Here is a 21,966-nt window from a genome sequence, read left to right on the forward strand (position 1 = left end):
GAACGAAAACTTGATTTAGTTGGTTTACAGCGGTCCCTAGCTACTAGATACTCGCTAGTCCTATTTGAACTATAAATGCTGGCTCTTGAGTCAGCATTTTGTCTAAGTGCGATGAAACTAAATAATAGCCCTGTAACTCAACATCAATACAACGACCACACCTTTTTCTTAAAGCGTGACGATCAGCTTCATTCCCACTTTTGCGGCAACAAAGCCAGAAAGTTCATGAAGCTACTGGAAGACGAGCACCCAAGCACTACCACCCTAATAAGCTATGGTTCCGCTCAAGCCAACTCATTGTTCTCGCTAGCCGCACTTGCAAAAATCAAAGGTTGGACGCTTGAGTTTTACGTTGATCACCTACCTCGATGGCTACAAGAACGCCCACTCGGCAACTACCGTGGCGCTATCGATCTCGGGGCTGAGGTTATTTCAGTCAAAGAAACAGGCTCTGAGCTTCATCCACAAGAGTATATTGAGCAAGTAAGACAACCTGACTCACAATGCATTGTGTTACCAGAAGGTGGACGCTCTCAGCTTTCTGAATACGGCGTAAAACAACTGGCGATGGAAATACTGAGCTGGACTCGCTTTGAAAACCAATACGATTTTGTTGTGGCACTGCCAGCAGGCACAGGCGCCACGGCTCTGTATCTACATAAGCATTTAAAACTACACAACATCCCGGTATTAACCTGTGCATGTGTTGGCGGCAGTGATTACCTAACGCAACAGTTCAACGAGCTTGGCGAAACCGATCACCCGCAGATATTACCGCTTAAAGCCAAACACCACTTTGGTAAGTTGTACCAGCAGGACTATCAAACTTGGTTGGATCTACAAGAACAAACTGATATTGAATTCGACCTGCTCTACGACCCATTAATGTGGCAATGCTTAGAGCAATGGCAAGAAGAGAACCCAACCAAAACCGTCATCTATATCCATCAAGGTGGCATCTTAGGTAATGAGTCGATGTTGCCGCGCTATCAACGTAAGTACCCAGAACTTCGAAGTAGCCACACCGCTGATAACGCTACTTGGTAGTAATCCGTTCTTTTCTACTCTAATGCCCCGCGTTTCTGCGAACTGAGAATTTCTCAGCGCATCATGAACAGCCATCGCACTCCCTTTCGATGGCTGTTTATCAGTAATAGCCACCTGCTATCCCTGCCAGACATTTCAAGTTAGAGACAGAAATCTGGCGAGAATCATCGCGTTATCTATACTTTCGATTGGAACGTCAATTGTCATCGAAAGGAATTACGCATGCGAAAACTCACTACGCTCGGCCTGTTTTCAGTTTTACTGCCCTTCTCTGCGATATCAGGAGAAAACGTCACTTACCAAGTCGATGGGATGGATTACGAAGGTTATTGGAGTGAAGCCAGTGACCAAGCGCCTTTGGTACTGCTAATACACGATTGGGATGGCTTAACCGATTACGAAAAGAAACGTTCTGAGATGCTCAACGAACTCGGTTACAACGTGTTCGCCATCGACCTATTTGGTAAAGGCATTCGCCCTACGGAAGTGAAAGATAAAAAGCAACATACAGGCGAGCTGTATAAAGACAGAGAAAAAATGCGTACGTTGCTCAACGCTGGTGCCATGGAAGCGAAAAGACTTGGCGGCAACTTAGATAACAACGTAATGATGGGATACTGTTTCGGCGGAGCCGCTGTATTGGAAGCCGCTCGTGCGGGCATTCCTTCGAAGGCTTATGTCACCTTCCATGGCGGTTTATCAACACCAAAAGGGCAAGACTACTCTGAGACAAAAGCTCCTGTTGTCGTGTTCCATGGCACAGCTGACGCCATGATCTCAATGGAAGATTTTGGCAGCCTCGCCGCTCAACTTGAAACAACCAAGGTTCCGCATGAAATGATCACCTACAGTGGTGCGCCACATGCCTTTACTGTATTCGGCTCAAACAACTATCAACAAGAAGCTGACCAAAAATCGTGGGATAGATTTACCCATGTGCTAGAAACCACCACCAGATAATCTTCTCCCTCAGAACCCATAACCCCATTCTAAGGCTTAAGAATGGGGTTGTTTAATTATCACTGCATCATCTCACTACAAATAGCGGTGGATACTTAAGTCATCAGTTTTAATATCACTAGCTGAGCCACTGACCACGCTTGCCAAGATCTTTCCTGAGCCACATGCCATTGTCCAACCTAATGTCCCATGTCCAGTATTTGTAAATAGGTTCTTGATAGGCGTCTTTCCTATGATAGGCGTGCCATCTGGCGTCATTGGTCTTAACCCAGTCCAGTATTCGGCTTTAGAAAAGTCCCCCGCTTGTGGGAAAAGATCTTTAATCACCATATCAATCGTGGCTTTGCGTTTTTCTGGAATCAGGTAATTAAAACCCGCAAGCTCGGCCGTACCCGCGATACGAATACGGTCATCAAATCGCGTCATCGCTACCTTGTAGGTTTCATCCATCACAGTCGAGGTTGGTGACTTATCTGCATTCACGATCGGTAGTGTTAACGAATACCCTTTCACTGGATAAACCGGGATAGACAAGTCGACTTGTTTCAACAGTTCTCGAGAATAGCTTCCTGAAGCAACCACATAAGCATCCGCTTTGAACTCGCCTTGAGTCGTTGTAATACTCTCAATGGTTTGATTCTGATGATTCAAACTTACCACTTCGGTATCAAACACGAACTGAACGCCGAGTTGCTTGGCTTTCTCAGTCAGGATTAAACAGAACTGATGACAATCACCGGTTTCATCGTGTGGTAAATACAGACCGCCCACCAGCTTGTCTTTAACGTCTGCTAAGCCCGACTCCACTGACAGACACTGTTCAACATCAAACAACGAGTGTTCGATTCCACTCTCTGTTAACAGCTTCATATCCTGCTGAATAGCGTCCAATTGTTTTTCGCTTCTGAATACTTGCAAGGTGCCTTTCTGCCGGCCCTCATAAGCCAAATCTTCACTGATTCTTAGATGAGTCAGGCAATCTCGGCTGTAGTTAGCGACTCGTAACATCCGCGATTTATTCTGTGCGTACTTGGCTTCATTACAGTTGGCGAGCATCTTAGTCGCCCAAGACATTAACTCTGGAGAAAGAGAAGGCTTCACTTTAAGTGGCGCATGTTCTTGGGTAAGCCATTTCATCGCTTTCAAAGGGATGCCCGGTGCCGCCCATGGTGATGAATAACCGTAAGAAATTTGCCCGGCATTCGCAAAACTGGTTTCTTTGCCACTGCTATCTTGACGATCAATAACCGTGACCGAGTGACCTTCTTTTGCCAAGTACCATGCGCTGGTCAATCCAATAACACCACTGCCAATTACAATAACTTCCATTCTCTTCCCCTAATGCCTGACAAAGCCAAATCTGTCGAACACAGCTGTCAGTCTAAAACTCGTTTCGTTAATAATTTGTAACTTATTCCGCATGTGTTGACTTAACAATAGAGGTGGCATTGACAAAACATCAATTCGACTCGAAAACAAATCCAGCAGTTTGGAAGTGTGATATTGGCGGTATTTGAAAGCTTAGGTAGGAGTCGCTAAGTAAACTGATTAAGCCTAGATATTGTAAGCGTCATGACTCAAGAAAGTGGCGTTCTCGAGTAAGAAATCTAACAAGGTTTCCGCTTGTAGCGTTAGTGCACGGCCTTTCAAAGATTGAACCTTAACCGTCGCCTTCGATAGCATCTCCAACTCGGTCGCAACCACTTCTATCTGCCCTGACTTTATCTCATCGATCACAGTGAGCTTAGGCATAAAGGTGACGCCCAACCCTGCTGAAACGAAGTTAGTCAGTGCCGTGACTGAGTTAGTTTGAAGTTTTGGCTGCAAGGTAAGATGGGAAATTTGTTCAGCCTGCTTTACCAGCCTCCCCATACCGGTCGAGTTATCGATCAAGGCGAGAGAAGCGTCTTGAATATCTTGCATTACCACTGGTGCATCTTTCATCGTAAGGAAGTGCCCCTTCGGAGCAATCAATTCGAGCGGATGGCTGCGTTCAACGTGAGAGTGCAGTTTAGGATGTGGTGCAGACGCATAGGTTATCGCAAAGTCTATCTGTTGATCTTCCAACATCTTGACTGCATCCAATGCCCCTGCGATCTCAATAGAAAGACTGATATCAGGATAACGAGTCATGAAGGTTTGCATCGGTTTAGAGACCAAGTTAGTAATAAATCCTTCTCCAATCGCGATGCTAACATTACCGCCCTTGAGGTTTTTAAGCTTGGTTAGTCGAGCAAGCACTGCCGCCTCTCCACGAACAATGGAGCGATAGTAGTTCAACAGTTCGTTCCCCGCCTCAGTCAGCAGAGATTGGCGGTTGTTGCGCTCCCATACTTTCATTTCCGCTTGCGCTTCAAGCTGTGTCAACATTCTACTCATTGCCGCGGGGTCAACATTCATCATCTTAGATGCCTTACGTAACGACCCATATTTCGATAAAGCATTAAGGTATTCCAGCGCGCGGATATTAAAGTGGTGCATTCAACTTCCTTGTGATTTAACTAACACTTATTCAAGCGTCTCACAAATTGAGCAGCAACATGTATCCCAATTTATCAAGATCGTAATTGCTCTTACTAACTTGTGCACCGAGTCACTTCAAGACATCACATCAAAGGCTGATATAGGTGTTTTAGCTTGCTGTCGATAAAACAAAGGCGACAACTTTCGTCATCGCCTTTATGGTCATGAATCAGGTGCTAGTCTCAAGCAGTTAACAACCCGTCACTTCACTTACAGACCAACAAAGAAACTAATCACTAGCGCGTTGATCAGATCGACAAAGAAACCACACACTAATGGCACCACAATAAATGCTTGTGGGCTTGCGCCATAGCGGTGAGTTACGGCTGTCATGTTAACAATTGCTGTCGCAGTCGAGCCTAAAGTGATACCACCGAAGCCTGAGCATATCACCACAGAGTCGTAGTTTCGTCCCATCAAGTAATAAACGACGAATATCGTAAACAGAAGTGAAAGCAAGATCTGGATACTCATGACCACAGAGATATAGCCAAACAACCCATCAAGATCCCAGATACGCAACCCCATCAATGCCATGGTCAAGAACATGCCTAAACAAATATCAGAGATCATCGCTAAGCCTTTGCGGCCTTGAGCGATTTTCTCTTGTGTACGACGTTTCTTAAACAGTGCGCGACCAACGTTTCCGATTAGGATACCTGCGATCAAACAGCTAACGAATAACGGCAGTTTTAGGCCCATCGAGTCGATAACTTCACTCAAGCTGTAACCCAGCATTAGTGTTAAGTTAAGAATCAACCACGCCCACAGAACGCCGTAGTGGCTAAGCTCTGTTTTTGTTTCACTCTCTTGGAATGCACCAACCGTAACCTCTTCTTCATTAGAAGGGCTTACTTTGTGTTTATTGAGCAGGTAGTTGGCAATCGGACCACCAATCACACACGCTGCAATTAAACCAACCGTGTTTGAAGCGACACCAAGTTCGAGCGCGTTAGCAATACCAAACTCTTCCACAAACATTGGCGCCCAAGCTAACGTTGTGCCTACGCCGCCTATCAAGCTAACAGACCCAGATAGCAAGCCTGCTTTCGCATCCATTCCAAAGCCAGAAGCGACTGCCATTCCGACTACGTTTTGCAACACGATAAAAATGGCAGCAAGACACAGTAGGATGAACAACGGTCGCCCGCCTTTAATCAGTGTTTTAATATCCGCTTGGAGCCCGATGCCAGCAAAAAAGTAGAGAAGCAAAAAGTCTCTGACATCTAGGCTAAAAGTGATTTGGATTTCAAAAATATAGTAAAGCGCCGCTACGGTCGCTGCGCAGACAAAGCCACCAATCACAGGCTCTGGCAGTGAATACTTTCTTAATACTTCAGATCGCTCAATCAAACCTTTACCGATAAACAGTAACGAAATCGCGATCGTAAAAGAGAGCATTGGAGAAACTAGGGTTTCTGTCATGAGGCTATGGGTTCCTAATAGTTAGATTATTCATAATATTGCGTACTATTAATAATCTAGATTCAGGCCAAAAAATCAAGCGATTATCGATGATAAAAACATCTAATATGGTTAATTCTGCGACGGTATTAATAGAGATTATAACTATAAAGCAATGATTAAAGGAACGGATATTAGGGAGGTATACAGATGAGGTGGGATATAGAGGCTCTAAAACGAGAAAACCCCAGCATTTCTGCTAGGGTTTTGAATAGTGGTGGAAGGATGGGGATTTGAACCCCAGATACGCTATAAACGTATACTCGCTTTCCAGGCGAGCGCCTTAAGCCACTCAGCCATCCTTCCACAAATTGTGTGTTGAGCATGTCACTCAACGAGGCGCTACTTTATTGATTCTGCTTGCTTTGGTCAAGGGGCATTCTCAAAAAAAGTGCCTTTTTCGGTTTGTTCGATTACAAATTAACTCATTAGATCAAAAACAAACCAAATTTCATTCTTTCGCTGCACTTACGCTTGTTGCTTTTCTTAAGCTTGTTGATAGTAGCCAGGAACTCGAAACCATTTACGACACATATCGAGGAAGTAGCCGTAAAGTACGCCCATACCGCACGAGATAACTGCATTACTGGTGACAGCCGTAACGATCTGGTCGCCTGAAGCACCCACTGCCAACAAAATACCCGCATACACTGGAGACTGGAATAACACGTATGCCATCAAATCATACAAGTTTTTCATCAATGAGCTTTCTGAAAGTTTTGCACCATTGCGTAAGAACCAATCACGAAAAACGCCATAAGGCCAAGCGATAGCAATGTTTACAGGAATAGATAACGTTCGAGAAGCAAGAGATTGCTCAAACGTCATACCAGAAATAAACACTTCTACGATCATGCCAGAAATAAAACAGAAAACGACCATAGCAAATGTATCCGCAGCTGCGTTTCGAATACAAAATGGACCACGAGACTTCATTGACGACAAACCTAAAATATATCACTGCTTAATTAGTGATTTAGTAACATATAAACAAGGCACATTTGCACCTCACTAGATAATATCGCTATTAAATCACAAGATTAGTAGTCATACACTCCAAATTAAAAATCAAGTTGTAAATTAACAACCAAAAACCACTTTAAAAGCAGTCACTTTCACCAAAAAATCCAACCAAGGTCAAATATTGGACAGTTCGTCATTTGCTAACCGTAATTAAACAACATTTAAGCCATAGGTAGATTTACAGTAATGATATTAATGACATCTTGTGTAGGTGGTGATCCTAAAGCAACCTGCTCTAACGCTTTATCGACTTGTTCAGTAAGTTCCGCGTTGTTCATAGCTTCAACGTGGACACGTAGGCTCTCTAGTGCAAATTGAATCAGTTCTAGGTTGTTGTCTTCTAGCGCCACATACAACGTCACTAACAGCTCTTCAGTGTTATCTTTGTTGCGAAGATCAGGTTTAGGCAGTGACTCGCTTTTACTTTTCGAATCGTGTGGTTTTACGTCTTGGCTTTCGAGCTCATCCGCTTTTACTTCATGGTATTGATAAAGCTTATTTGAATAGCGGAACAAGGCATCATCCAGTTCACGCTCATCAATCGGCTTCGAGATAATATAATCCACACCCGCCCCCAGCATACGCTCGCGAGTCTCTTTAAAGACATCAGCCGTACAACCAAACACCAATACTGATGAGACATCGCCTATCAGCGCACGAATCGCAGTGGTTGATTCAACGCCATCCATCACAGGCATATGGTTATCCATGAGCACTAAATCAAAGCGCTCAGCAACCACGGCTTGTATCGCAAGTTCACCGTTTTCGACGCTCTTACAGGTAAAGCCTTTACTGCTCATGAAGGTTTCAATGATCACTGTATTGGTTCGGTTGTCCTCGACGATCAGTACCTTTAAGCCTGAGTAGTCCAACTTCTTATGTGGCAAGCTCTCTATCTCGCCTGGCTGGCATGGCTGAATCTTCAAGCGAACATCAAAGCTCGTGCCTATCCCTTCTTCGCTGGTGACGGTAATACTACCATCCATCAACTGAGCAATTTTCTTCACAATCGCTAAGCCAAGGCCTGTGCCGCCAAAACGCCTTGTTGTGGAAGACTCCGCTTGTTCGAAAGGTTTGAAAATACGCTTTTGAGCTTCTTTAGAGATACCAATTCCTGTATCACGAACTCGAATACTCAGATAGGTGTCACTCCCCTCTATGACTTCTTTCAGGTACACCTCAACAAAGCCTCTGGAGGTAAACTTCACCGCGTTGTTCAAAAGATTAAACAAGATTTGTCGTAGACGTGCTTTATCTGAGAAGTACCAACGCCCCGAAGGCACCTCAGAATACACTTTGAATTGCAGCCCTTTCTCTGAAGAGAGTGTGAAGTAGACACTGTTGATACTGCCGATGATCGAGTCGAGTGGGAAGCGAGTCTCATCAAGATCCAACCTTCCCTGCTCGATCTTCGAAAAGTCTAAGATCTCGTTAAGTAAGGTCATCATGTGATCACCTGACTCATACAAACTCTTAAGATGCTTCTCTTGTTCAGAATTTAGAGGCGTTTTTAATAGGATCTGAGCAGTACCCAATACCCCATTCATAGGGGTACGAATTTCATGTGACAGGGTCGCAAGGAAAGCGGTTTTTGCATTGGTGGATGCCTGAGCCTTAACCTTTTCCGCTTCAAGATAAATGGTCTTTTCGTTGAAGGTTTTAATCAAATGGCCGATTTCGTCATCACTCGAGTAATCCACATCAATGATTTCGCCGGCTTTCGAACTATCAACCTGTGCTGCAATCCTTGTGATTGGACTAATCAAATAACGGTTCAATAAGTAATACCCCGCCATGACACAAAGTAGCAATAGCGGAACAATACCGCCTTCAATGCTCATCACCTGATGAAATACTTCGTCTTCTACTCGTGATTTGGAGTTCACCACATCCACTTGCCAGCCGAAATCACCAAATTGATTGCTACTGATGTAAATGCCTTCAACGAGATTAAAGTTATGCGAAACCAACACTTGGTTGAGCTTATCTCTGAGCGTAATGCCAAGGTTGTATTCTTCGGCGTGGTTCTTGATAAAACCAAGCAGCTCTTCGAGCGAGAGATCCACCGTGGCAACACCGGCAAAAGTACCGTCGTAATAATAAGGGGAAGACGCCGTAATCATTCGAACGTGTGTGTATGGGTCGATATACACATCACTCCAAGAGATAGTGCCTTGTTTTTGGTTGACGACAGAGGTGTACCAATACTCTTCTTGATAAGGGGCATTTTTGGGGTTGTTGTAAGAATATATCTGGTCGATTATTCCATCGTCGGCTTTATTAAAAAAGTAACTGTTGAGAAGCTTTTTAGAATCAAGCGCATAAGGTTCGGGCCAAATACCGGCACTGACAATCGTATCGTCGCTCGCCGCCAACATGGACTTAAAGAGCGGAATAACATCATCACCGTTACGATGCGCTTGAGCAAACCCAACGAGACTGTCTACGAAGCCTCGAGAACTACTGAGTGGCTCTGTAATCAATGCGGATAACAGTTGCGTACGCAAGTCGAGGTTTTGTTGTAATTTGGCGCGCACAGGGGATTCTACGACGTAATACGTCACACTACCGACAATGGCAATAAACATCGCAAGGTATAATCCAAGCGCTACCATGCTTTTTTTCTTTAAAGACGACCGTATCTGCATAATTCTTTTATTGTTTTCTTTTCTGTTAAACCTAGTGTTTATCATCCATGACATCAAGCCTTTTTAGATTGAAGCTTGATTGGCACAAGTTCATTGGTACTATAAGCGCAAATATGTTCCCTTTTACGGTACCTCACTTTGACTTTACAAGATATTCTTGCGCTTCCAGAGTTGGAAGGAAAGCTAATCACAGAACACAAAACCATCGGATTTGTCACTGCAATGGCAGCGGCACCCAATGTGTTAACCCCGCATGAGTGGCTACCGTTCTTATGGGGTGGCGAAGAAGTCGCGCCTTTTACGGATGGTGAACAGCTAGAAAGCTACATTGAAGTTATCATCGAGCTTTGGAATAAAACCCGCCCAGAACTGATTGAAGGTACTTGGGTTTGGCCTGAAGCTTGTCAATTAGACGACGAAGAAGTGGTTAACACTGCCGCTCGTGATTTTTGTGAAGGCTTGCTTCAAGGCTGGCAGATTGCTCGTGATGATTGGGAAACGCTAATGCCTGAAGAGAGCGAAGACAACGCGCTTGTTGGCGGCGTCCTACTTTCATTGAGCATGCTTTACGATCCAGAAACTTCAATTGCTACGCTTGCAGAGCAAGGCATCGAAGGCCTAGAACAGTTCGAAGAGATCTTTAACGCTGTTCCGGTCATGCTTTGCGGTCTAACTCAGCGTGGTATTGCACTGGCTGAAGCTCAATAACAGTTAGTTTTATACATACCCAAAAGGCCTCGCTATGAGGCCTTTTCAGTTTTTAGACGAAATGAAAATAGAAGCTTTAGAAGCCTTTCCAATCAAAGTCATCAATGCGCTCATCAGCAATGTAAAACAGCTTAGTACCACTGCTGACAACTTGGTCTAGTTCTGGGTTGAGTTCAATACCACTCCCCGTATCAATCGCGATCAGCGTTGCTTGATACTTCTCTTTAAACACAGAGAAAATAGGCGCAACGGTGACAGGCTCGGCGTCTTCAGGGAAATACGTTGAATACTGTGTCATGCCTCTTGTTGAGCTCAATAACTCTTGATGAAGCGCACTTGAACCTGGGTCTACCGCAGCCTTTGCTAGCATCTCTGCACCCACCGCTGGAATACATTCTGAGTTAGGGCAATGCTTATGCAACAAATCGCTTAGCGCTTCGTCTTTAAAGTAAACAAGAAGGTGTGCCTTAGGGTTTCGGTTGGCACAGTAAAGCGCCGCAGATAGCGTAATGTCGTCTTCTGGGTTATCAATCAAGATGCAACTTGCAGACTCAATGCCCGTTTTCTCCATCTCTTTGCCATCGGTGTAGCTGTTTACTTTAACGAAATTGATTTCACCGGGTAACGGGTTCTCGATATCTGAACGCGTACATAATACGATTGGTCGCTTACCTGTTTCTTCGTGTTGCAGCATGCGGATGAGATGAATGGTTCTTTGCTCATTCCACCCCAACATCAAAATGTGGTTGTCCACTCTAACTCTCCTTTTTCCTAGCAAGCCCGCTCGCCAATATTCAACACCTTCTGTCGCCACTTTACCCAGTAACGCGGCGAAAAGGCTCAACCCTCCGGGAATCACAAATAGAATAACGATCCACTGCCCCGCTACCGTGGTCGGTGATAAATCACCATAACCAACTGTAGAAGCCGTTACCACCAAGTAGTAAGCGAATACGGTAACCGAACTGGTTAAATCTGTTTCACCCGCCAAATACAGCATCAGCCACGATAGAGCGATGTAACCAAGGAAAGTGAACAGTAAGTTTTTGCCATTCAAAACAAAGATGTTTGCTTTGATCCAGCGTTTGAGTTGTAACCAGATTATCATTCGAGCCTCTGCCTCATTTCTCTTACTTACATGCTAGAAAAAATACGCGATATCAACAAGATGTATCATCAGAAAAAGATACATGATCACAATATTGATATTGGCGGCCTATACTCACGTACAAAAAAACCAGCACTATTGGCTGGTTTTTTGTTGATTAGATAAAAGAACGGCTTACGCGTTACCTTTTACCTGCACGTTTAACTGCTCTGCAAAATCTAGCATGCGGTTCAATGGGATAAGAGACTTTACACGTAGCTCGTCAGAAACGAAGATCTCGTGTTGCTCACCACCATTCTCAAGCGCGTTTTCGATCGCTTCAAGGCCGTTCATCGCCATCCAAGGACAGTGTGCACAGCTACGGCAAGTTGCACCAGCACCAGCCGTTGGCGCTTCAATCAGTTCTTTTTCAGGAACCAATTGCTGCATCTTGAAGAAGATACCTTTGTCAGTGGCAACAATCATCTGTGGATGAGGAAGCTCTTTTGCTTTCTTGATCAATTGGCTTGTTGAACCTACAGCATCCGCCAGTTCAACGACACTTGCTGGTGATTCTGGGTGAACCAAAATAGCCGCTTCTGGGTATACCGATTTCATTTTCTTCAAAGCATCAGCTGAGAACTCATCATGAACGATACACTCACCTTGCCAAAGCAACATGTCAGCGCCGGTTTGATTTGCGATGTAAGAACCTAGGTGACGGTCTGGGCCCCAAATAATGGGTTTGCCTTCAGCATCTAGACTTTCAACGATCTCCAAAGCGATACTCGACGTAACCACCCAGTCTGCACGAGCTTTAACAGCCGCAGAGGTGTTCGCGTATACAACCACGGTGTGGTCAGGGTGAGCATCACAAAATTCTGTAAATTTGTCAGCAGGACAACCAAGATCAAGTGAACATTCAGCTTCAAGTGTTGGCATTAGAATGCGTTTTTCGGGAGTAAGAATCTTTGCAGACTCACCCATGAAACGAACACCAGCAATGATCAAAGTGCTTGCTGAGTGACGGTTACCGAACTTAGCCATTTCTAATGAATCGCCAACGAAACCACCAGTTTCTTCTGCCAGAGCCTGAATTTCAGGATCTGTGTAGTAGTGTGCAATTAGAACTGCATCTTTTTCTTGAAGTAGTTTTTTGATGTTTGCGATGTGGGCCTGTTTCTGAGCGTCGCTCAATGGAACTGGCTTAGGCGGAAACGGGTAAACTGTATCGATTTTATCTAGTATATGACTCATTGCTCTTGCTCTACGCAACTTCTTCCGAGAATTAGAGTATTCTACACAGGACAGCGATTGGGATCAAAAAGGATTGGTTGCAAGCGGTGGCTAGCTAATGCTTAAAACGCATAAACAAGGCGACGTGTTGGCACCACAAAGAAGATAAGTAAACATCAAACGGAAGTAATCAGGTATAAAAAAGAGGCGCCTAAGCACCCCTATTTTGTTTTACAAGTGGGTTTTGGCCACTTTAGCCGAAGCACTGTTTGGGTACTCGGTTACGACTTGTTGGTAATATTTCTTAGCTTGCGTCGCGTTGTTGTTGCGCGCAGCTATGTCACCAAGCTTAACCAGTGCATCTGCTCGCTTGTTTGAGTCTTTGTAAGACACAACAGCAGCGAAGCTCTTCACAGCTTCTTTATCTTGCTTCTTAGCGAAATAAAGCTGGCCTAACCAGTAATGTGAGTTAGGTGTGAAGGTTGAATCTGGGAAGTCTTTTTGAAACTTTTGGAATGCTGCGATAGCACCCGTGTAATCTCGTTGCTTTAGAATCATATCTACAGCATTTTGATAAGCGGTTTGCTCATCCACATCAGTACTAAACGTACCAGAAGCGTCTTTAGAGCCTTCGCCCACCGCCACTGCTACCGTTGCTGTTCCTGCTGCTTTCACCTCGCCTCTCACGCGATCCAGTTCAATGAACAATTCACGCTGACGCTCTAGCATTTGCTTCATATCGTAACTATTTCGTTCCAGCTCACCGCGAAGTTCACTGATCTCCAGTGCCATATCGTCGATTTGCTGTTGCATTTGAAGTTGGACGAGGTTGCGATTTTGAAGCAGACGCTCTAAACGCTCAATATCTGATTCGTTAGATGCTGATCGAGAGGAAGATGATGAATTGGTTGCGGTGCTATTGAGATCGGATACTGGAGCTGGTGCAGCGAACGTGGTGTTCGCTGCACTTGCCAGTAACGAAAGCAAAATGACTCGCTTTGTGTTACTGAACATGAGGCAATTCCTCAATTATATAGTCTACTAAAATTAGTAAACTAGTACTGCGCGACGGTTTTTAGCGTACACATCTTCAGATTGACCTAGAAGAAGTGGCTTCTCTTCACCGTAGCTTACGATAGAGATTTGGTCAGCTTGAACACCTAGAGCTTGTAGGTATTTCGCTACAGCTTGTGCACGGCGCTCGCCAAGTGCGATGTTGTACTCAGGAGTACCGCGCTCGTCAGCGTGACCTTCGATAGTAACGTTCATGTCAACGTTTTTAACTAGGTAAGCTGCGTGAGCTGCTAGCATTTCTTCGTAATCGCCAGCGATAGTAGAGTTATCGAATGCGAAGTAGATTGTTTGAGTTTCACGTAGCGCTTGCTCTTTAAGCTCTTGCTCAGACAGTTGACCGTTAGCGTCAATTGGCGTTACAACAGTTGTGTCTACGTTGCCTTCTGAACCTGAAGTTGTTTGGTTGCTTTCTGTACCAGATGTTGCAGATGTTGCTTCATCAGTTGAGCTACATGCCGTTACTGCCATCACTGGTAGTGCAATCATCAAGCCTTTAAGAACTTTGTTAAGTTGCATCTTTTTTTCCTTACGTTATCAAACTTAGTTTCTACAGCGACTAAGTGCTATAGATAGTTAATTGCCACAATAGTTAACACTATCAATAGCTAAAAGAATGTATCAAATTAACTAGAGAAACGGTGACCACGCTGGCGCTCTTACGCGTCCGTTGGTTGCCGGTAATCTAGCTTTAAAACGGCCATCGATAGAAACCATCGATAGTACGTTAGTTTTGTTGTAAATAGAGCTATAGATAACCATACCTCCATTCGGTGCAATACTTGGAGATTCATCTAACAATGTTTTTGTTAGTACCTGAACCGCACCTGTTTCCAAATCTTGCTTAGCCAAGTTAAAACCTGAGTTACTGCGATTCACCATGATCAGGAATCGACCATCAGGGGTGATCTGGCCACCTAAGTTTTGGCTACCTTGCCAAGTAATACGAGATGTCGAATTATTTGACAAATTTACATTATAAATCTGTGGTTTACCACCACGATCCGATGTGAAAATAAGAGACTTGCCATCTGGGTGCCAGAATGGTTCCGTATTATTAGAACGGCCACGGGTAATTTGTGTCAGCTTACGGCTAGCAAGGTCAAGTGTGTACACCTGAAGGCTACCTGTTTTCGACAATACCAATGCCAATGTTTTACCATCTGGTGAGAATCTTGGCGCACCATTGTGACGAGGGTATGACGTCACTTTCTCACGCTCACCCGTGTAAATATTCATGATGAATATTTCCGCTTGGCCATTTTGGAAACTCACATAAGCAAGTTTCTTACCGTCTGGTGACCATGCTGGTGACATGAGCGGTTGCTTAGAACGAAGAACTAAACGCTCGTTAAAGCCATCGTAGTCAGCAACACGAAGTTGGTACGGGTATTTATCTTTGTCGTTAACGACCACGTAAGAGATACGAGTTAAGAACGCCCCTTTTTCGCCGGTGAGTTCTTCATACACTAAGTCAGAGATGCGGTGTGCATACTCTCGCAAGCGTTTACCAGGCACTGTCGCTTTTTTGTTGAACAACACGTGGTCTTTAGAAAGTACCAATTGGCCTTCATCGCTTAGTGCGCGGCTTTGTCCTTTAGTCAATTGACCACGAACAATGTCGATCAGTTGGTAGTTCACCACATACTGCCCTTCGGCATTTTTAGTGATACTACCTGTTAGCAATGAATCAACGCCTAGGTTAGTCCAAGCATCAAAGTTGACCTCAGATTCGCTATAAGGCGTTTGAGGCATTTTGCTTGTTGCAACCGGGCTGAATTTACCACTGCGTTGTAAGTCAGAAGCGATAACGGCTGATACATCGTGTGGCAATGGTCCCGCGCCTTCCCAACGGAAAGGGACAATAGCGATAGGTCGTGCAGAGTTAATACCGTCTGTAATAACCAACTCCAGTGCCGCATGTGCGAACTGGCTGCTTGTCGCTATTAAGAAAACAAAACTCAGTAATAGTTTCTTTAACACAAGTTCGTCCTTTTACTCTGGTGATACAGTTAAGTTAATGTCTTTCAGTGAGTTCACAATGTCTGGGTCTTTAGGCAATGGATAAGATTGCACTTGTGCCACAGCACGTTTGGTTGCTGCACATAGACGGCTATCACCATCTAAGATACTCAAACTACCCAATATCGCGTTAGAACCGGTTGGAATTAGCTTAAGGTTCACTCGGCACGAACGCCCTCGATAGCTGTCTTCTAACAACAGGTTCTGTTGAATCAGTTGGGTATAGATAGCACCGTAACGTTGAGCTTCATCACTGATAAATTGTTGCCTTGCTGAAGAGTTTTGAGTCGCTTCAGTTTCAAGACCAGCAAAGATATCGTTCAATGCTGCTTCTTGCTGTTTACGCTCTTTTTCTGCTTTTGCTGCAGCTTCTTTTGCCTTACGGGCTTTCTCTGCTGCGGCTGCCGCTTCTTTCTCTTTCGCTATGCGTTGCTTTTCAGCGCGTTCAGCAGCTTCTTTCTCTTTACGAGCTTTGTCTGCTGCCTCTTTCGCGGCTTTCTCTTTTGCCACGCGTTCTTGTTCCGCTTTTGCAATCGCCGCTTCTTTGGCTTTACGCTCGTTCTCGGCTTTCACTAACGCAGCTTCTTTTAGCTTGCGATCAGCTTCGGCTTTAGCGGCTTTCTTTTTCTCTTGCTGTAAACGCGCTTCTTCAACTTTGCGTTGTTTTTCTTTCTCAACTCGGCGCTTTTCCGCTTCTCGAGCCGCTTTAGCTTCCTTAGCTTGCTTTTCTTTCAGCTTACGAATATTTTCTTCTTCAGCTTTACGATTCTTTTCAAGTCGTTCGCTTTCACGTCTTAGTTTGTCTAAACGCTCTTGCTCTTTCTTACTCGCCGCTTCTCTTTGTTGACGAATCTGTTGAGCTTGCTGGCGAACCAACTGAGGATCAATCACCACAGCTTGAACCATCTGCCCTGTAGGCTTTGGCTCTGACATCGTGAAATCCGCTCCCCAAATGAGCGCAACGAATAAAATGACGTGCAGCCCAAGAGAAATAAGAAGCGGTGATCTGAAATTATTGGATTTTTTATTATTCGCTTTCATGAATGCTACGGAGCTATTCCCTTATATCCGTTAAAAGGCCAACCTTTGGCACACCTGCACGGCTTAATTCATCAAGTAATAAAACCACTTCAGCGTATGGCGTTGCGGCATCACCACCTACCGCCACTGGAGAGTTTGGCTTCAAAGACAACTCAGCTTTCACTCGGACGATAATATCTTCCATGGATAAACCACGTTGTACTTCTTCGTCATTAACACTCAAGCCAAGCTCACCGTCTTTGTTCACTTCAACGATGATGAAACTCGCGTTGTCGTCACCCAATAGATCTTGTGCCGACTTAGCCGTTGAAGCCTGAGGCAACTCAACGTCAACGCCCTGAGTAACAAACGGTGAAGTCACCATAAAAATGATCAACAAAACAAGCATAACGTCGATGTAAGGTACAACGTTAATCTCTGCTGTCATTTTGCGTTTTTTAGGTTGGTATCCAGCCATCTATTATTCCCTGCCAGCCATCGCTTGACGGTGAAGAATACTGTGGAACTCTTCAGAGAAAGTCGCGTAGTTGTGCTCTAGCTTGCCTACTCGGCTACTGAAGCGGTTGTACGCCATTACTGCTGGAATTGCAGCGAATAGACCCATTGCTGTTGCGATCAGTGCTTCTGCAATACCAGGGGCAACCATTGCGAGCGTAGCTTGCTTCACTTCACCTAATGCGATGAATGAGTGCATGATGCCCCAAACCGTACCAAATAGGCCGATGTATGGACTGATAGAGCCAACGGTCGCCAAGAAAGGTAAGTTAGTTTCTAGTTCATCGACTTCACGAGCAACAGCAACGCGCATCGCACGGCCTGTGCCTTCCATAATGAAGTCAGGTGAAGTTGCATTCGATTTACGAAGGCGAGCAAACTCAGTAAAGCCTGCGTAGAAAATTTCTTCAGTACCAGAAAGCTCGTCTTTGCGTTTATTGCTCTCTTGGTACAATTTTGCAAGATCAACGCCTGACCAAAATTTATCTTCAAACACTTCTGTTTGTTTCGAAGCTTGAGATAATACTTTACTTCTTTTGATGATCATCGCCCAAGAAACAACAGACATGCCCATAAGAACTAGCATGACCATTTTAACTAATAAACTAGCTTCTAAAATTAGGCCTAAGATTGAGATTTCAGCAGTCACTATTCGTTAGCTCCGTAAGAATAAATGTTGGCATTGCCTTTGGTTTCATTTTTTGATTGTCGATACATGCTACCTTAACCATTGCTTTACACAATGCTTTGCCATCAGGATTTACGATCTCTTGACAGAAGACCAAGGTAGCTCGCTTCAACTCGTAAATATTTGTAATGACTTGTAAAGAATCATCAAGACGCGCACCTTGAATAAAATCAATGTCCATATGTCGGACTACAAAACCGATGTTTTGTTCTAACAAGACTTGCTGAGAAACGCCAATTGAGCGCAACATCTCAGTTCGAGCGCGTTCGAAAAACTTAAGATAGTTTGAATGGTATACAACACCACCTGCATCGGTGTCTTCGTAATACACTGTCACTGGCCACGTAAATGGCTTAGATAATCCCTGCAATTTGCTACCACAATCCAAAACGATAAAGATCTCACTATAACCTAACTCCTTATCATTAATAGTATATCGCTGTGAATTTTTTGATTTAACAGACGAAAAAAAAGGCCATCTGTATAAGATGACCTCTTTTTGGCTAAAAACCCAACAAGTATAAAGATTCACATCGTTATGAACCTAAATCCTTTGCCTTTTATAGAAGGCGCAGCACCGTTAGGTAGAGCAAAATTGTGAGTGAAACGTATGGGCTAAACAGTAGCTGCCACATCCAAGCTCTTGGCTTAAATCCAATACCGTAAACCATGCTTGAGCAAACAGCCCAGATAAACATTGGCCCGATGATCGCGTTAAAGCCCCCGATGCTTGTCGCATACGCTTCAGGATCCCACATCACTAAACCAACATGCATGAAACCCAATACCAAGGATAAAGCTCTTAATAGAGTCTTATCCATTGGTTGATGCAGTTTAGCGATTTGCTCTGCGAGATTACTCACTGTCTTTGTCCATCATTTCTGAATGCTCTAGCCAAAGAGCATTAATGATGCCGAATGCACATGCTAGAAGTACACCCAAAATCCATGCGAAATACCACATAAAATTTCTCCTAAGTTATTTCACTTCTAGCTTAGTAAGCTGAAACGTCGTTATCTTCGATGTGTTTCTTATCTAGACGACCGAACATTTTGTAGTATGTCCAAGTTGTGTAGCCAAGAATCACAGGAACCATTACCGCCGCAACTGCGGTCATAAGACCAAGCGTTAGCTCACTAGCTGTTGAATCCCACATAGTCAAACTATGGCTAGGGTTCAGGCTAGATGGCATTACAAATGGGAACATTGCAAAACCAGCCGTTAAAATAACACCAGCGTTAGATAGACTTGAGAACAAGAATGCGAAACCACCACGCTCAAAGCGAGATGCAATCACAGCAAGCAGTGGCATTGCTACACCAAGGATCGGCGCCGCCCACATTGCAGGATACGTTTCGAAGTTTGTCATCCAAGCACCCACTTGAAGTGAGACTTCTTTGTTTAGTGGGTTTGAGTCTGCAAACGTATCGATAGTGCTCGTGATTACATAGCCTTCGATAGATTGAACCCAGAAGCCACCAATAACGAACAGAACAATTGCAATTAGACCAGTGATCTGAGCAACGTTACGAGCTCGGCGATGCAGATCTTCTGTTGTCTTCATTTGAAGCCATGTTGCACCTTGCATTACGAACAACATTAGAGCCAACACGCCACATAGTAATGCAAACGGGTTCAACAGAGCGAAGAACGTACCGTGGTACTTTGACATCATTAGACTGTTCAGATCAAATGGTACACCTTGTAATAGGTTACCAAATGCAACACCAAAAATGATTGGGGGTACTGTGCCACTAAAGCAAAGTGCGTAGTCCCAAGTTTTGCGCCATTTTGGGTCTTCAATCTTAGAACGGTAGTCAAGTGCAAGTGGTCGTAACCAAAGCGCAGCTAACGTCGCGTACATTGCGAAGTAGAAGCCAGAAAACGACGTTGCGTAAACCAGCGGCCATGCAGCAAATAATGCACCACCAGCAGTGATCAACCAAACTTGGTTGCCATCCCAGTGAGGGGCAATAGTATTGAGCATAATACGACGTTCAGTGTCGCTCTTACCGATAACAGGAGAAAGAGCGGCAACACCCATATCGAAGCCATCAGTTACGGCGAAACCAACCAGTAGAACACCGATCAATACCCACCAAATGAGTCGTAAGCTTTCGTAATCAAACATTAATATTCCCTCACTTATACTTCAACTGAACGGCTAACTTTGTCTTCAACAGAGTTATCGTTTTGTTCGAAGTGGTAACGGCCTGTCTTCAAGCTACTTGGACCTTTACGTGCGAATTTCAGCATTAGGTAAACTTCAGCAATCAAGAACACTGTGTACAATGCCAGGATAGCGAATAGAGAAGTCCAAAGCTGTTCAATAGTTAGTGCTGATGCAGCAACGTTAACCGGTAGGATTTCACCAACCGCCCATGGTTGACGACCAAACTCAGCAACGAACCAACCTGCTTCAATCGCAATCCAAGGCAGTGGGATTGAGAATAGCGCAGCTTTAAGTACCCATGGTTTCTGTTCGATTTTCTGACGACACGTTTGAACAAACGCAGCACCGAATACAAACAGCATGATGAAGCCACAAGCAACCATCAGACGGAATGACCAGAATAGAGGCCAAACTGTTGGGATTGAATCATCCGCAGCCATTTGGATTTGGTCTTCTGTTGCATCAACAACGTCATCTGTGTAGCGCTTAAGAAGTAGACCGTAACCTAGGTCACCTTTCACTTCATCGAACGCTGCCATGTTTTCTTCAGACTTATCGCCCGCACGTAGTTTCTCAAGTAGTTCGTATGCGTACATACCTGTACGGATGCGATCAACGTGGTCATCACGTAGGTCACGTAGACCCGTTACTTCTTTATCAAGAGAACGCGTTGCAATAATACCCATTACGTAAGGGATCTTAATTGCGTAGTCAGTATCCATTGTTTCTTGGTTAGGAATACCAAAAACAGTAAATGCTGCTGGTGCTTCTTCCGTGTGCCACTCTGCTTCTACAGCAGCTAGCTTCACTTTCTGAACTTCACCAAGCTCGTAACCAGATTCATCACCTAGTACGATTACTGACAGGATCGCCGCCATACCGAAAGATGCTGCAATCGCGAAAGAACGACGAGCAAAGGCAAGGTCACGACCTTTAAGAATGTAGTATGAGCTGATACCAAGGATGAACATCGCACCCGTTGTGTAACCAGACGCTACTGTGTGTACGAATTTAACCTGTGCTACTGGGTTTAGTACAACTTCAGCGAAGCTCACCATTTCCATACGCATAGTTTCAAAGTTAAATTCCGCACCCACTGGGTTTTGCATCCAGCCGTTAGCTACCAAGATCCAAAGCGCAGAAAAGTTAGAGCCAAGTGCTACTAACCATGTTACCGCTAAGTGTTGACGCTTCGACAATCTGTCCCAACCGAAGAAGAAAAGACCAACAAAAGTAGACTCTAGGAAGAATGCAACAAGCGCTTCGATAGCCAGCGGAGCACCAAAGATGTCGCCAACATAGTGAGAATAGTAAGACCAGTTAGTACCGAACTGGAACTCCATGGTTAAGCCTGTCGCTACACCAAGAGCAAAGTTAATACCAAACAATTTACCCCAGAACTTAGTCATGTCCTTGTAAATTTGCTTGCCAGTCATTACATAAACTGACTCCATAATGGCAAGTAGAAATGCCATACCTAGTGTCAGTGGAACAAATAGGAAGTGATACATCGCTGTAAATGCAAATTGCAATCGCGACAGATCAACAACATCAATCATGGTAACTCCTTTGTGTCGGCTGAATGACACTTGTGTGATTATTCACCGCAAAAATCCACGTTAAAACAATTTATGTAATTGTTATTACAAGTTGAAATTTGTAGCAAAAACGTACCGTTATAGTTAGATTATTGTTAAGCATGAGCTAATATAGCTGGCGCTAATATTACTGGTAAAATCAGTATGTTTCAAAAGGTTTATGGGAGAACCCTGCGTTGATT

General features: G+C 44.3%; 21 protein-coding genes and 1 tRNA gene. 3 read left to right on the forward strand and 19 right to left on the reverse strand.

All coding sequences use genetic code 11. From position 1 onward, the window contains the following. The first annotated feature begins 111 nt into the window (after positions 1-111). Positions 112-1,047, forward strand: a complete 936-nt coding sequence (locus tag F0229_RS00440) for a pyridoxal-phosphate dependent enzyme (protein ID WP_171732032.1) — start codon at positions 112-114, stop codon at positions 1,045-1,047. A 222-nt stretch (positions 1,048-1,269) separates the two neighbouring features. Beyond that, positions 1,270-2,007, forward strand: coding sequence for a dienelactone hydrolase family protein (locus tag F0229_RS00445; protein ID WP_171732033.1), 738 nt, complete (start codon positions 1,270-1,272; stop codon positions 2,005-2,007). A gap of 75 nt (positions 2,008-2,082) precedes the next feature. On the opposite strand, the gene F0229_RS00450 is transcribed toward F0229_RS00445, so the two are convergent. The 6 genes from F0229_RS00450 to F0229_RS00475 form a co-directional block, all read right to left on the reverse strand. After that, positions 2,083-3,336: a D-amino acid dehydrogenase gene (locus tag F0229_RS00450; protein WP_171732034.1), complete on the reverse strand. Its 1,254-nt coding sequence runs from the start codon at positions 3,334-3,336 to the stop codon at positions 2,083-2,085. Positions 3,337-3,561: 225 nt separating this feature from the next. Beyond that, positions 3,562-4,488, reverse strand: coding sequence for a LysR family transcriptional regulator (locus tag F0229_RS00455; RefSeq protein WP_171732035.1), 927 nt, complete (start codon positions 4,486-4,488; stop codon positions 3,562-3,564). A gap of 252 nt (positions 4,489-4,740) precedes the next feature. Beyond that, complete coding sequence (gltS, locus tag F0229_RS00460; protein WP_136973583.1) at positions 4,741-5,955, reverse strand: sodium/glutamate symporter; 1,215 nt, start codon at positions 5,953-5,955, stop codon at positions 4,741-4,743. Between the two features lie 254 nt (positions 5,956-6,209). Further along, a tRNA-Ser gene (locus F0229_RS00465) sits at positions 6,210-6,300 on the reverse strand. 180 nt (positions 6,301-6,480) lie between these two features. Continuing rightward, positions 6,481-6,930 (reverse strand): L-alanine exporter AlaE, encoded by a 450-nt coding sequence (locus F0229_RS00470; RefSeq protein WP_171732036.1) that lies wholly within the window; start codon positions 6,928-6,930, stop codon positions 6,481-6,483. A 248-nt stretch (positions 6,931-7,178) separates the two neighbouring features. After that, entirely contained in the window at positions 7,179-9,632 is a 2,454-nt protein-coding gene (locus F0229_RS00475) for a hybrid sensor histidine kinase/response regulator (protein ID WP_171732037.1), read from the reverse strand. 171 nt (positions 9,633-9,803) lie between these two features. Between F0229_RS00475 and F0229_RS00480 the strand changes: the two genes are divergently transcribed. Next, positions 9,804-10,373 carry a UPF0149 family protein gene (locus tag F0229_RS00480; RefSeq protein ID WP_048659643.1) on the forward strand — a complete coding sequence of 190 codons (570 nt, stop codon included), beginning with the start codon at positions 9,804-9,806 and terminating at the stop codon, positions 10,371-10,373. Between the two features lie 76 nt (positions 10,374-10,449). Here the strand turns inward: F0229_RS00480 and F0229_RS00485 are convergent, their stop codons facing one another. The 13 genes from F0229_RS00485 to cydA all read right to left on the reverse strand — a co-directional run bounded on the left by F0229_RS00485 (position 10,450) and on the right by cydA (position 21,745). Continuing rightward, on the reverse strand, positions 10,450-11,481 hold the full coding sequence (locus F0229_RS00485) for a potassium channel family protein (RefSeq protein WP_048659644.1): 1,032 nt from the start codon (positions 11,479-11,481) through the stop codon (positions 10,450-10,452). Between the two features lie 174 nt (positions 11,482-11,655). Then, on the reverse strand, positions 11,656-12,717 hold the full coding sequence (gene nadA / locus F0229_RS00490; protein WP_017062067.1) for a quinolinate synthase NadA: 1,062 nt from the start codon (positions 12,715-12,717) through the stop codon (positions 11,656-11,658). Positions 12,718-12,927: 210 nt separating this feature from the next. Continuing rightward, positions 12,928-13,710 (reverse strand): tol-pal system protein YbgF, encoded by a 783-nt coding sequence (gene ybgF / locus F0229_RS00495; protein WP_146492168.1) that lies wholly within the window; start codon positions 13,708-13,710, stop codon positions 12,928-12,930. Positions 13,711-13,743: 33 nt separating this feature from the next. Continuing rightward, positions 13,744-14,286, reverse strand: a complete 543-nt coding sequence (gene pal, locus F0229_RS00500) for a peptidoglycan-associated lipoprotein Pal (protein WP_017062069.1) — start codon at positions 14,284-14,286, stop codon at positions 13,744-13,746. A 111-nt stretch (positions 14,287-14,397) separates the two neighbouring features. Then, entirely contained in the window at positions 14,398-15,750 is a 1,353-nt protein-coding gene (gene tolB / locus F0229_RS00505) for a Tol-Pal system beta propeller repeat protein TolB (protein WP_060982374.1), read from the reverse strand. Between the two features lie 12 nt (positions 15,751-15,762). Beyond that, positions 15,763-16,830, reverse strand: a complete 1,068-nt coding sequence (gene tolA / locus F0229_RS00510; protein WP_146492170.1) for a cell envelope integrity protein TolA — start codon at positions 16,828-16,830, stop codon at positions 15,763-15,765. Positions 16,831-16,843: 13 nt separating this feature from the next. Further along, positions 16,844-17,287, reverse strand: a complete 444-nt coding sequence (tolR, locus tag F0229_RS00515) for a protein TolR (protein ID WP_017062072.1) — start codon at positions 17,285-17,287, stop codon at positions 16,844-16,846. Positions 17,288-17,290: 3 nt separating this feature from the next. Further along, positions 17,291-17,974, reverse strand: coding sequence for a protein TolQ (gene tolQ / locus F0229_RS00520; RefSeq protein WP_010437896.1), 684 nt, complete (start codon positions 17,972-17,974; stop codon positions 17,291-17,293). Beyond that, positions 17,964-18,401, reverse strand: a complete 438-nt coding sequence (gene ybgC / locus F0229_RS00525; protein ID WP_048616298.1) for a tol-pal system-associated acyl-CoA thioesterase — start codon at positions 18,399-18,401, stop codon at positions 17,964-17,966. Before ybgC ends, tolQ begins: the two co-directional genes overlap by 11 nt. A 172-nt stretch (positions 18,402-18,573) precedes the next feature. Next, entirely contained in the window at positions 18,574-18,876 is a 303-nt protein-coding gene (gene ybgE, locus F0229_RS00530) for a cyd operon protein YbgE (protein WP_017055065.1), read from the reverse strand. Then, positions 18,869-18,976, reverse strand: a complete 108-nt coding sequence (gene cydX, locus F0229_RS00535; protein WP_000270284.1) for a cytochrome bd-I oxidase subunit CydX — start codon at positions 18,974-18,976, stop codon at positions 18,869-18,871. Before cydX ends, ybgE begins: the two co-directional genes overlap by 8 nt. Before the next feature lie 31 nt (positions 18,977-19,007). Further along, positions 19,008-20,144 (reverse strand): cytochrome d ubiquinol oxidase subunit II, encoded by a 1,137-nt coding sequence (gene cydB, locus F0229_RS00540; protein WP_171732038.1) that lies wholly within the window; start codon positions 20,142-20,144, stop codon positions 19,008-19,010. Between the two features lie 14 nt (positions 20,145-20,158). After that, positions 20,159-21,745: a cytochrome ubiquinol oxidase subunit I gene (gene cydA, locus F0229_RS00545; RefSeq protein WP_017630634.1), complete on the reverse strand. Its 1,587-nt coding sequence runs from the start codon at positions 21,743-21,745 to the stop codon at positions 20,159-20,161. Positions 21,746-21,966: the final 221 nt, after the last annotated feature.

It is taken from the genome of Vibrio sp. AIC-3 (assembly GCF_013114515.1).
In the GTDB taxonomy this organism is placed as follows: Bacteria; Pseudomonadota; Gammaproteobacteria; order Enterobacterales; family Vibrionaceae; genus Vibrio; species Vibrio crassostreae_C.